Annotated in this window: 11 protein-coding genes and 6 tRNA genes; 7 read left to right on the top strand and 10 right to left on the bottom strand. The window is 53.6% G+C overall.

Annotated features, from left to right (window positions below):
* Positions 1-55: 55 nt before the first annotated feature.
* Together cysK and cysZ are read right to left on the bottom strand one after the other, a co-directional pair.
* On the bottom strand, positions 56-1,027 hold the full coding sequence (gene cysK / locus F3J29_RS01415; protein WP_061275148.1) for a cysteine synthase A: 972 nt from the start codon (positions 1,025-1,027) through the stop codon (positions 56-58).
* Between the two features lie 160 nt (positions 1,028-1,187).
* Complete coding sequence (cysZ, locus tag F3J29_RS01420; protein ID WP_166862438.1) at positions 1,188-1,949, bottom strand: sulfate transporter CysZ; 762 nt, start codon at positions 1,947-1,949, stop codon at positions 1,188-1,190.
* A 232-nt stretch (positions 1,950-2,181) separates the two neighbouring features.
* Here cysZ and zipA point away from each other — a divergent pair, with 232 nt between their 5' ends.
* The 3 genes from zipA to F3J29_RS01435 all read left to right on the top strand — a co-directional run bounded on the left by zipA (position 2,182) and on the right by F3J29_RS01435 (position 5,439).
* Positions 2,182-3,138, top strand: a complete 957-nt coding sequence (gene zipA / locus F3J29_RS01425; protein WP_205246621.1) for a cell division protein ZipA — start codon at positions 2,182-2,184, stop codon at positions 3,136-3,138.
* A gap of 66 nt (positions 3,139-3,204) precedes the next feature.
* Positions 3,205-5,223, top strand: a complete 2,019-nt coding sequence (ligA, locus tag F3J29_RS01430; RefSeq protein ID WP_166862442.1) for an NAD-dependent DNA ligase LigA — start codon at positions 3,205-3,207, stop codon at positions 5,221-5,223.
* Positions 5,224-5,439, top strand: a complete 216-nt coding sequence (locus F3J29_RS01435; RefSeq protein ID WP_039295779.1) for a DUF3820 family protein — start codon at positions 5,224-5,226, stop codon at positions 5,437-5,439. It begins immediately after the preceding gene.
* Here F3J29_RS01435 and F3J29_RS01440 read toward each other — a convergent pair.
* Complete coding sequence (locus F3J29_RS01440) at positions 5,436-6,431, bottom strand: bile acid:sodium symporter family protein (RefSeq protein ID WP_166862443.1); 996 nt, start codon at positions 6,429-6,431, stop codon at positions 5,436-5,438. The two genes, F3J29_RS01435 and F3J29_RS01440, sit on opposite strands and share 4 nt — an antisense overlap.
* 90 nt (positions 6,432-6,521) lie before the next feature.
* On the opposite strand from F3J29_RS01440, the gene F3J29_RS01445 reads away from it, so the two are divergent.
* Positions 6,522-7,451 carry a LysR family transcriptional regulator gene (locus tag F3J29_RS01445; protein WP_166862445.1) on the top strand — a complete coding sequence of 310 codons (930 nt, stop codon included), beginning with the start codon at positions 6,522-6,524 and terminating at the stop codon, positions 7,449-7,451.
* On the opposite strand, the gene F3J29_RS01450 is transcribed toward F3J29_RS01445, so the two are convergent.
* The 5 genes from F3J29_RS01450 to F3J29_RS01470 form a co-directional block, all read right to left on the bottom strand.
* The gene (locus F3J29_RS01450; RefSeq protein ID WP_166862447.1) at positions 7,448-7,813 is read right to left on the bottom strand and encodes a FlxA-like family protein; all 366 of its coding nucleotides are present in this window, start codon (positions 7,811-7,813) and stop codon (positions 7,448-7,450) included. The genes F3J29_RS01445 and F3J29_RS01450 overlap by 4 nt on opposite strands.
* 275 nt (positions 7,814-8,088) lie before the next feature.
* A tRNA-Lys gene (locus tag F3J29_RS01455) sits at positions 8,089-8,164 on the bottom strand.
* Between the two features lie 2 nt (positions 8,165-8,166).
* A tRNA-Val gene (locus F3J29_RS01460) sits at positions 8,167-8,242 on the bottom strand.
* A gap of 33 nt (positions 8,243-8,275) precedes the next feature.
* Positions 8,276-8,351 (bottom strand) — tRNA-Val (locus F3J29_RS01465).
* A gap of 43 nt (positions 8,352-8,394) precedes the next feature.
* Positions 8,395-8,470 (bottom strand) — tRNA-Val (locus F3J29_RS01470).
* 259 nt (positions 8,471-8,729) lie between these two features.
* On the opposite strand from F3J29_RS01470, the gene gltX reads away from it, so the two are divergent.
* The gene (gltX, locus tag F3J29_RS01475) at positions 8,730-10,145 is read left to right on the top strand and encodes a glutamate--tRNA ligase (RefSeq protein ID WP_008459604.1); all 1,416 of its coding nucleotides are present in this window, start codon (positions 8,730-8,732) and stop codon (positions 10,143-10,145) included.
* A 210-nt stretch (positions 10,146-10,355) separates the two neighbouring features.
* Here gltX and F3J29_RS01480 read toward each other — a convergent pair whose 3' ends face one another.
* Complete coding sequence (locus F3J29_RS01480) at positions 10,356-10,712, bottom strand: YfeC-like transcriptional regulator (RefSeq protein WP_166862449.1); 357 nt, start codon at positions 10,710-10,712, stop codon at positions 10,356-10,358.
* Positions 10,713-10,759: 47 nt separating this feature from the next.
* Positions 10,760-11,116 (bottom strand): YfeC-like transcriptional regulator, encoded by a 357-nt coding sequence (locus F3J29_RS01485; protein ID WP_166862451.1) that lies wholly within the window; start codon positions 11,114-11,116, stop codon positions 10,760-10,762.
* Between the two features lie 230 nt (positions 11,117-11,346).
* On the opposite strand from F3J29_RS01485, the gene F3J29_RS01490 reads away from it, so the two are divergent.
* Together F3J29_RS01490 and F3J29_RS01495 are read left to right on the top strand one after the other, a co-directional pair.
* A tRNA-Ala gene (locus F3J29_RS01490) sits at positions 11,347-11,422 on the top strand.
* Between the two features lie 46 nt (positions 11,423-11,468).
* Positions 11,469-11,544, top strand: a tRNA-Ala gene (locus tag F3J29_RS01495).
* The last annotated feature ends 90 nt before the right edge of the window (positions 11,545-11,634 follow it).

Consider the following 11,634-nt stretch of genomic DNA (forward strand, 5'->3'; position numbering starts at 1 on the left):
GCCACAAAAAAGCACCCTCACGGGTGCTTTTTTAAGCATATATCAAATACTGGCATTACTGTTGCAGCTCTTTCTCAGTGAACAGATCGGCAAACAAAGCAGTACTCAAATAGCGCTCCCCGGAGGACGGAAGGATAACCACAATATTCTTATTGGTAAAGGCTTCGTCTTCCTGAAGTTTCAGCGCCGCGGCAACGGCTGCACCAGATGAGATACCGGCCAGAATGCCTTCCTCGTCCATCAGGCGGCGAGCGGTGGAAATGGCATCGTCATTGCTGATGGTAACGACTTTGTCGATTAGCTTAAGGTCGAGGTTACCAGGAATGAAGCCGGCACCAATCCCCTGAATTTTATGCGGACCAGGCTTCAGCTCTTCACCCGCCAGCGCTTGAGTAATCACCGGAGAATCCGTTGGCTCTACCGCCACGCTAATCAGTGAGGTTTTGCCTTTGGTATTTTTGATGTAGCGGCTCACGCCGGTCAGCGTACCGCCGGTACCGACGCCGGCGATAAACACATCTACTTCACCGTCGGTATCTTCCCAGATCTCCGGGCCGGTGGTTTTTTCGTGAATTTCCGGGTTTGCCGGGTTGCTGAATTGCTGAAGCAGCAGATATTTAGCCGGATCGCTGGCGACGATTTCTTCGGCTTTCTGGATGGCGCCTTTCATGCCTTTTGCGCCTTCGGTCAGCACTAGATTTGCACCCAGGGCTTTTAACAGCTTCCTGCGTTCGATGCTCATGGTTTCGGGCATGGTCAGCGTTAGCTTATAGCCGCGCGCTGCCGCGACGTAGGCCAGAGCGATACCGGTGTTGCCACTGGTAGGTTCGACTAACTCCACGCCAGGCTTCAGCACGCCGCGTTTTTCGGCATCCCAAATCATGTTGGCACCAATACGGCATTTGACGCTGAAGCTTGGGTTACGGGACTCCACCTTAGCCAGAATGCGTCCGTTGCCGATACGGTTCAGGCGAACCAGCGGCGTGTGGCCGATTGTCAGGGAGTTGTCTTCATAAATTTTGCTCATGGCTCGTCCTTAACTGTCTGAATTTTGGGATACCGGTCCAGCATACCCGCTCAGGAAATATGCGGAAGTAAGGAAATAGCATATCTATATGTGGAAGGGAAATAAGCCAATACAACATGGAATAAGCAATGGCATAAGCCGCTTCCCCTTCCTGAAGACATTATTTCCACATTGCGTGTTTTGCCCGGTAGCAGTCCACCCACATGGCCGTCGCGCCGCAGACGGCAACCGGCATGATAAACAGGTTCAGAACCGGGATCAGCGTGAACAGGCTCACCAGCGCGCCAAACTGCATGTTGACGACCTTTTTCTCGCGAAGCGCCACTCGCATCTGTTTAAACGGCACTTTATGGTTATCAAAAGGGTAGTCGCAGTATTGAATAGCCAGCATCCAGGCGCTGAACAGGAACCACAAGACCGGGGCGACGGTTTGGCCGATACCCGGAATAAAGTAGAGTAGAAGCAGGACTAGCGCGCGCGGCAGATACCAGGCCAATTTTTGCCACTCGCGCTTCATGATGCGCGGCAGATCTTTCATTATATCGAGCACGCCCGTATCAGGCGGGGTTGCACCCGTGAGGCGAGCTTCAAGCTGCTCTGCCAGCAGACCGCTAAACGGCGCGGCAATCAGGTTTGCGATTGTCGAAAAGAAGTAACCAAACACTAATAACACTGAGAGCGTCACCAGCGGCCAGAGCACGTAACTCAGCCATTGCAGCCAGTCCGGTACGTGGCTCATCATTGACGGGATCCAGACATCAAGACGCGTGAAAAGCCACCAAAAAGCGCCGCCAAGTAAGATGATATTGACCAACAGCGGCAGCAGAACGAAACGCTTGATGCCGGGTTCGCGGACCAGTTTCCAGCCCTGGGAAAAATAATACACGCCACTACGCGGCGGGGTTCCGGAAGATGAAACCATAATCTGAGCAGACTCCTTATCAGGTCAATGCAGTTAGCTACCTGGCTATCATAACTGACTGCATTCAGAAAAACTCGCCAGGAATTGTTCGAAAAATCATCAAAAAGGTGCACTTAAGCTATCTTTATGATGAGAAAATCGTGCTCGCACTTGCACTTGAGCAGATGGGCAAATACTCTTAGTGAGTAAATGTTTGCCGCGGTGGCAAGGTGTTAGAACAACAGAGAATATAATGATGCAGGATTTGCGTCTGATATTAATCATTGTTGGCGCAATCGCCATAATAGCCTTACTGGTACACGGTCTGTGGACCAGTCGTAAGGAACGCTCTTCCGTGTTCCGCGATCGCCCTTTGAAACGTATGAAGTCGAAGCGTGACGAATACGAAGAAGAGGATGATGAGGAAGAAGAAGGCGTCGGTGAAGTGCGCGTGCGTCGTACTGCGCCCGTGCCGGAATCTGCCTCTCGTGAAGCGAATGCGCCACGTCAGCCTCAGGCACCTCAGCACAATTATGAGCCGCCGTATGCGTCAGCAGAACCTCGTCCTGCTCCGCAGCCGCGCCAGCCTGAGCCGGTTACCCCGCGCCACGCTGAGCCCGCGCCTCAGCAGGTTGAACCTGTGCGTCCCGTTGCGTCTCCTGCGCCAGCCCCGGCGGCAGTGCCTGAGCCACAGCCGGCTGCTCCTGCTCAGCCTGCGCCACAGTTCACCGCAGAACCGGTACCAGAGCCTGTTGCTGCTGAACCAGCGCCGCAGCATGCACCGGTGAAAAAAGAGACGGTGATCGTGATGAACGTCGCTGCCCACGCTGGCACGATGTTGAACGGTGAGCTGCTGTTGAACAGCATTCAGCAGGCCGGTTTCAAGTTTGGTGAAATGAATATTTTCCACCGCCATCTCAGCCCCGATGGCAGCGGCCCGGTACTGTTTAGCCTTGCGAACATGGTTAAACCTGGGTCTTTTGACCCTGAGAATATGGCCGATTTCGCCACGCCAGGCGTGACTATCTTTATGCAGGTGCCGTCCTACGGCAATGCAGCGCAAAACTTCAAGTTGATGCTGCAGTCCGCGCAGCACATCGCCGATGAAGTCGGCGGCGTGGTGCTCGACGATCAGCGTCGCATGATGACTCCGCAAAAGCTGCGCGAGTACCAGGACAGGATCCGCGAGGTTGTTGAAGCCAACGCCTGAATCATGGCCTGAATCTTTCCCCTAAACCCCCGCCTGTCGGGGGTTTTTTATCATTGATGGTGCGATATGGACTCAATCGAACAACAACTTAACCACCTGCGAACCACGCTTCGCCATCATGAATATCTGTACCATGTGCAGGATAATCCCGAAATTCCCGATGCGGAATACGACAGGCTGATGCGCGAACTCCGTGCGCTCGAAGAAGCGCATCCGGAATTGATCACCCAGGATTCACCGACCCAGCGGGTTGGGGCTGCGCCGCTCAGTGAGTTTACCCAGGTGCGACATGAAGTGCCGATGTTGTCCCTGGATAACGTTTTCGATGAAGCAAGTTATCTGGCGTTCAACAAACGCGTGATGGACAGGCTGAAAAGCACTGATGCCCTGACGTTTTGCTGTGAACTGAAACTGGATGGCCTGGCGGTAAGCCTGCTGTATGAGGATGGGATCCTTGTGCGGGCGGCAACGCGCGGCGACGGTACAACCGGTGAAAATATCACGTCTAACGTCCGGACCATTCGCGCAATACCGCTTAAACTTCACGGGGACAATATTCCTCGTCGCCTTGAGGTGCGTGGCGAAGTTTTCTTGCCGCAGGCAGGCTTCGAAAAAATCAACGAAGAGGCGCGCCGCACGGGCGGGAAAGTATTTGCCAACCCGCGTAATGCGGCGGCAGGTTCGCTGCGCCAGTTGGATCCACGTATTACCGCGAAACGCCCGTTGACCTTCTTCTGCTATGGCGTGGGGCTGCTGGAGGGCGGTGAACTGCCAGCCAGCCACATGGGGCGCTTACAGCAGTTTAAAGCCTGGGGATTGCCGGTCAGCGACCGTATCCGCCTGTGCAGCACGCCGGAAGAAGTGCTGGCGTTTTACCATCAGGTAGAGGCCGATCGCCCAACGCTGGGCTTTGATATTGACGGCGTGGTTATCAAAGTTGACTCGCTTGCGCTGCAGGAAACGCTGGGCTTTGTGGCGAGAGCGCCGCGCTGGGCCGTTGCGTTTAAATTCCCGGCACAGGAACAGATGACCACGGTGCGGGACGTTGAGTTCCAGGTTGGCCGTACCGGCGCCATTACGCCCGTTGCTCGTCTGGAGCCGGTGCAGGTTGCCGGAGTGCTGGTGAGTAACGCGACGTTGCACAATGCCGATGAAATAGAGCGCCTTGGCCTGCGCATTGGCGACAGAGTCGTGATCCGTCGCGCCGGGGACGTTATCCCGCAGGTTGTTGGCGTGGTGGAATCTGAACGTCCGGAAAATACCCAGGAAATTATCTTTCCTGCGCAGTGCCCGGTTTGCGGTTCAGACGTGGAGCGTGTGGAAGGCGAAGCCGTCGCCCGCTGTACCGGGGGCCTGATCTGTGGTGCCCAACGCAAAGAGGCGCTGAAGCACTTTGTGTCCCGCCGTGCGATGGATGTTGACGGTATGGGCGACAAAATCATCGATCAACTGGTGGAGAAAGAGTACGTTCACACGCCAGCCGATCTGTTCAAGCTGACGGCGGGCAAGCTCACCGGGCTGGATCGCATGGGGCCTAAATCGGCACAAAACGTTGTTGATGCGCTGGCAAAAGCCAAAGAGACAACTTTTGCGAGATTCCTGTATGCCTTAGGCATTCGTGAAGTCGGTGAAGCCACCGCCGCAGGGCTGGCCGCGCACTTCGGTACGCTGGATGCGCTTATCTCTGCCAGCATTGAGGAACTGCAAAAAGTGCCGGATGTCGGCATTGTTGTGGCGACGCACACCTTTAACTTCTTTGCGGAAGAGAGCAACCGGGATGTTATCCGTCAGCTCACCGAAGAGGCCGGGGTCCACTGGCCTGCGCCTGTGGTTATCAAAGCGGAAGAGATCGACAGCCCGTTTGCCGGTAAAACCGTGGTGCTGACCGGTTCGCTGAGCATTCTTTCCCGTGACGAAGCCAAAGACCGGCTGACCGCGCTCGGTGCAAAAGTGGCCGGAAGCGTGTCGAAAAAAACCGATCTGGTTATTGCCGGGGAAGCGGCCGGCTCTAAGCTTGTTAAGGCGCAGGAGCTGGGCATTCAGGTTATCGACGAAGCGGAAATGATTCGTTTGCTGGGTGATTAAATGGACAAAGAACAGCTCATTGAGATAGCCAACACGGCCATGCCGTTTGGTAAATACAAAGGCCGGATGCTGATTGATTTACCGGAGGAGTATTTGCTGTGGTTTTCCCGCAAAGGAGAGTTTCCCGCGGGCCATCTCGGTGAGCTGATGGCCCTGACGCTGCTGATTAAAGTGGAAGGGCTGGACAATCTGGTCAGGCCCCTCAAGCGACACTAGGTTCTGATGGATGCGGTCTGCTTTTCACCGGCTGCAGCCGCTTTTCTTTGGTAACGTCGGGCCATACCGGCGCACACCATCAGCTGGATCTGGTGGAAGATCATCAGCGGCAGCACCATCATTCCTACGGCAGCCACAGGAAACAGAATATTGGCCATGGGGATCCCGTTGGCCAGGCTCTTTTTCGAGCCGCAGAAAACAATCGTAATTTCATCCGCCTTGCTAAAGCCAAAGCGCCGCGCCACAAAGATATTTACCGCTATTACAATAGCCAGCAGCACGAGGCTGGACACCACGATAAACAGTAACGAACCAGCCCCGACTTTGTGCCAGATGCCGTGCGTGACGGCTTCGCTAAAGGCGGAATAGACCACCAGAAGAATCGAGGTCTGGTCAGTTTTGCCGATCCATTTCTTGTTTTTTGCCACCCAGGCGCCAATCCAGGGCCGCATCAGATGCCCGGCCACGAACGGCACCAGAAGTTGCAGCATAATGCTGCCCACCTGATGCAGGCTGCCGCTTGCACCCTGAACATGCATAACCAGGCCAACCAGTAACGGCGAAAGAAAAATGCCCAGCAGGCTTGATGCAGAGGCTGAACAAATGGCCGCCGCGACGTTGCCCCCGGCAATAGAAGTAAAGGCGATGGCCGATTGCACCGTGGCGGGCAAAATGCACAGATAAAGGAACCCGCTGTAAAGCTCAGGGCTGACATTGACTGGTTTCCACCAGCTAAACAGGACGCCAAGTATCGGGAACAGGACGAACGTGCTGCACATTACCCACAGATGTAGCCGCCAGTGGCTACCGCCGGAGATCACCGCCTCGCGAGACAGTTTTGCCCCATGCATAAAGAACAACAGAGCAATGGCAGCGGTAGTCAGGCCCTCGAAGAAACCGACAAAACTGCCTTGTGCCGGAAAGAAAGAGGCCAGCAGGACGGTACACACCAGCGTTAACGTAAAAGGGTCGACAATGCGGAGCAATTTCATAGCCATTCCTCAAAGGTGAAGAGCGCTATTGTGTTTCTGCTGATTTCAGAAATAAAATTGATTTATTAAATGCATTGATGAAGAAAATAGATGAATTATTCCCTGCGTCAGCTTCGCGTGTTCGTTGCCGTGGCCCATGCCGGCAGTTTCAGTCGGGCAGGGGAGAGTATTGGGCTTAGCCAGTCAGCCGTAAGCCACAGTCTGAAGGAGCTGGAAGCCGAGCTGGGCGTGAAGGTGCTTGACCGTACTACCAGGGAAGTGGTGCTTACGCCTGCGGGAGAGTTGCTGGCTCCTCGCCTTGAGCGGCTGCTGGAAGAGCTGACCACAACGCTGCTGGATGCACGTGTGGTTGGGCATCAGCTTAGCGGCACGGTTCGCGTGGCCGCCAGCCAGACGCTATCCGCGCACCTGATGCCGCAATCTATCGCTGCCAGCGCGGAGGCGTATCCGAATATTCGATTTATGCTGCATGATGCTTCACAGCAATGGGTTTTGCAGAGTATCCGCCAGGGCGAAGTTGATTTTGGCGTAGTTATCGATCCGGTACAGGCCAGCGATCTGGAGTGCGAAACGGTGTTGTCTGAGCCTTTTCTGCTGTTGTGCCGCAGCGATCATCCATTTGCTGAGAGGGAGCAGATTGACTGGCAGGCGCTGCAGGGGCAAAAGCTGGTGCTGCAGGACTATGCCTCAGGCAGCCGCCCATTGATTGATGAGGCTTTTATCCGGCAGGGAATCGAAGTGAATGTTGTCCAGCAGATTGGGCACCCCGCAACGCTGTACCCGATGGTTGAAGCCGGGATTGGTTTAAGCGTGTTGCCCGCATTGGCACTGCCTTTGCCAGAAGGGAGACCGCTGGTGGTTAAGCGGTTAACGCCGGTAATAAACCGACAACTGATGCTGGTCAGGCGAAAAAATAGATCGCTTTCTCGTGCGGCGGAAGCTATCTGGCAGGAGGTGCGGGAGCAGGCCAGGCTGTTAACCCTGGCCCGTGTTGGCGACCCGTTATTTATGGACGACTAGATATAAATATCAATTTGGTGATCGTCGGAAGGTTTGTTCACGCCGGTGGCCTTGATCTGCTGCTGTTCCTGTTTCTGCTGAGCTTCCTCAGCCTGCTTGCGCTGAAGCTGAGCCAGCTGGGCCTGCAGCATTTTTATCTCGGTCTGAAGTAACTCGACCTGTTTCTTTTTCTCTTCAGCTGGACGATCCGGCGTGCTGGAGGCTTCTCTCAGTTTCTCCGTCAGCTGGGTAATTTTTTTACTGATCTGGGCAATCTGCGCGGCTGTGCTGTTATCAGTGCTGCCGGAGGCAGAAGAGGACCCGGTAGCTGTGCCGGTGGTCAGCTGAGAGCCCTGAAGAGCATTACTGGATATTGTAGTCATCATAACTCCTTTGATGGAATGGTAAGGGAGTTATCGGCCTGGCCGCGAGGAAGTTGATAATTTTTTGACGATGGGATTTTCAGATATCGCAGATAGCAAAAAGGCGCCTTTAGGGCGCCTTTCCACATTGGTGGGTCGTGCAGGATGGTATTGCCCTGCGGGCTCGTCGCAAGCGACGCGCAAAATCAAAAGCGATTTTGTCGAACCTGCTGCAGGCTCGAACCCTGCCCGAATCGCAGATAGCAAAAAGGCGCCTTTAGGGCGCCTTTCCACATTGGTGGGTCGTGCAGGATTCGAACCTGCGACCAATTGATTAAAAGTCAACTGCTCTACCAACTGAGCTAACGACCCGATGGTGGGTGATGACGGGCTCGAACCGCCGACCCCCTCCGTGTAAAGGAGGTGCTCTACCAACTGAGCTAATCACCCAAACTTCGGTACTGCTAATTTCGTAAGAGGAGATGGTGGGTGATGACGGGCTCGAACCGCCGACCCCCTCCGTGTAAAGGAGATGCTCTACCAACTGAGCTAATCACCCATCTCTAAATCTCTTACTTCACATTCCGGGTCACTCTAAAGAGTGGTGGGTGATGACGGGCTCGAACCGCCGACCCCCTCCGTGTAAAGGAGATGCTCTACCAACTGAGCTAATCACCCCCGGTTTGTGGAGTCGCATTATAGGGACAGTTGAAAATGAGTCAACGCATTTTCTAAAGTTTTTATTCGTTCGTCTTAAAATTAAACGATGCGATCAAGAAACAGGCATTGGCGTTTGATTTATCATCAAATTCTCTGCTTTCCCGCTATCTACAGGCATCAACATTGAGGAATTAGCGCACAGTGATAGAATGTTGCCTGTTAATTTTCCCTGGCAATTGCCGCTTTGCCGGCAAATATGTGTAACTAAGGCCGTTTAATGAAAATCAAAACTCGCTTTGCGCCAAGCCCAACAGGCTATCTGCACGTTGGCGGTGCCCGTACTGCTCTCTACTCCTGGCTGTTTGCTCGTCATAACAAAGGCGAGTTCGTGCTGCGTATAGAAGACACCGACCTCGAGCGTTCAACCCCGGAAGCCATCGAAGCGATTATGGACGGGATGAACTGGCTGAGCCTGCAGTGGGATGAGGGCCCGTACTATCAGACCAAGCGTTTTGATCGTTACAACCAGGCCATCGACGAAATGCTGGCTGCGGGCACGGCGTATAAGTGCTATTGCTCTAAAGAGCGCCTTGAGGCCTTGCGTGAAGAGCAAATGGCCAATAACGAGAAACCTCGTTATGACGGTCGCTGCCGCCATAGCCATGAGCACCATGCTGATGACGAACCGTGTGTTGTGCGTTTCGCCAACCCGCAGGAAGGTTCCGTCATCTTTGATGATCAGATCCGTGGCCCGATCGAATTCAGTAACCAGGAACTGGACGACCTGATCATTCGCCGTACCGATGGCTCTCCAACTTATAACTTCTGCGTAGTGGTGGACGACTGGGATATGGAGATCACCCACGTGATCCGTGGTGAAGACCATATCAACAACACGCCGCGCCAGATCAACATCCTGAAGGCGCTGAACGCGCCGGTTCCGCTATATGCCCACGTTTCCATGATCAACGGCGACGACGGTAAAAAGCTGTCTAAGCGTCACGGGGCGGTGAGTGTGATGCAGTACCGCGACGACGGCTACCTGCCGGAAGCGTTGCTCAATTATCTGGTGCGTCTGGGCTGGTCCCACGGTGACCAGGAAATCTTCTCTCGCGAAGAGATGATTGAGATGTTCAGCCTGAACGCGGTAAGCAAGTCAGCCAGCGCCTTCAATACTGAAAAACTTCAGTGGCTCAACCACCATTACATCAATACGCTGGAGCCAGAGTATGTGGCAACGCATCTGCAATGGCACATCGAGCAGGAAAATATTGATACGCGTAACGGTCCGCAGCTGTCTGAACTGGTGAAACTGCTGGGTGAACGCTGCAAAACCCTGAAAGAGATGGCGCAGACCTGCCGCTACTTCTACGAAGATTTCAGCGAGTTTGATGCTGACGCCGCGAAAAAGCATTTACGCCCGGTTGCGCGTCAGCCGCTGGAAGTGGTGCGTGATAAACTGGCCGCGTTGAGCGACTGGACCGCCGAAAATGTTCATCACGCTATACAGGCCACGGCCGATGAGCTGGAAGTTGGGATGGGCAAAGTGGGGATGCCGCTGCGTGTTGCAGTGACCGGTGCAGGTCAGTCTCCTGGCCTTGATGTCACCGTACATGCCATTGGCAAACAGCGTTCCGTGGCACGCATCAATAAAGCGCTCGATTTTATCAGCGAGCGTGAAGCTCAGCAGTAAACGTCGCAAAATGTAAAAAGCCGGTGCTTAGCCACCGGCTTAAAATTGCTGACAAAGGGGAAAAAAGCGTGGTTTTTCCCCCAGTGTAGTTATCAGCCGAAAATCAATGAATTGATTTTCCTGTTTTTTTAACGAGCCGTCTGATTTTACTTCTCGCGTCAGAGGTTTGTCTGCTGTCTGAAGCCGGTGCTTAGCCACCGGCTTTTTTATTTACTCATTCTTTTGAATTCCGAGGCGGTTCAGCAGACCTTCACTGCCTTCACGCTCAAGGATTGCGGTCATTTTATGCTGTTCTTCTTCGGATAAGGTACGCAGGGCGTTTAGCATCAGCTGTTCCAGTGGCGTGCGAGGGACGCTATAAGATGCCACTTTTTCGTTCATTTTGCTGGTGTTATAAAGGAACGTTTTGACCTGCTCGGAGATATAAACAAATCTTGCTTTACCGCCTGGAACGCCTCGTTTTTCACTGGTTTCCCAGTTATGTTTCAGTATCCATTTATTGATAGTCTGGCGGGTGTAACCCGTCATCTCTGCCAGTTCATCGGTGGTCATCTTTTCCTTGAACATTTGTAATCCTTTATTTTTCCTGACGCCGGCAGGAAACAGCCGGGCAATTACTCGCGATCGCGGATACCCAGCCGCGTAAGTAAACCGGCAATGCCGTCCCGCAGCAGCATGGCAGACATCTTTTTCTGTTCGCTGTCGGACATTTGCTGAACGGAGTTGATCAGCAGATTTTCCAGGGAGGCATCCGTTGTGCTGTAGCGGGCTGTACTTTCCGTCACTCGTCGGGTGCTGTTAATAAATTCCCTGACCTGCTCATCTATATGTATCAGCCGCGCTTTGCCGCCCTGAACGCCGGGTTTAGGTGAGGTTTCCCAATTTTCTTTACGTACCCACTTATTGATGGTCTGGCGGCTGTAGCCGGTGATAACGGCCAGTTCTTCGGGTGTCATTCTTTCCTTGAGCACAGTGATTCCTTTTCATTGCGGCCGAAACGGCTTTGTTAGTGGTTCATTTTATTGAACTGACTAAGGCGAAACTGTGACAGAATTAACTACAACGGGATGATATGCAACCGAGAATTGCCAAAGGCGATGGCTTTTTAGGCGATTGATCGCGGAAGAACAAATTGCCGTTGACACGCTATGTGGGGTTTCATATTATGCCGCCCGTCAACACGACAAGGTCTTTACGGTTTGGGGCTATAGCTCAGCTGGGAGAGCGCTTGCATGGCATGCAAGAGGTCAGCGGTTCGATCCCGCTTAGCTCCACCAAATCTTCACCAGCAGATTGGGTACCGTAAAATAAGCACCTGTCCGTGGGGCTATAGCTCAGCTGGGAGAGCGCTTGCATGGCATGCAAGAGGTCAGCGGTTCGATCCCGCTTAGCTCCACCAAAATTTAAAACCCTCGCTTAGGCGGGGGTTTTTGCTTTTCAGACCCAAACACACCTGCTTTTGGCTACCCTCGGTAAAAAAACCTCAACT

Source organism: Enterobacter sp. Cy-643 (genome assembly GCF_011752815.1).
Taxonomy (GTDB): domain Bacteria; phylum Pseudomonadota; class Gammaproteobacteria; order Enterobacterales; family Enterobacteriaceae; genus Cedecea.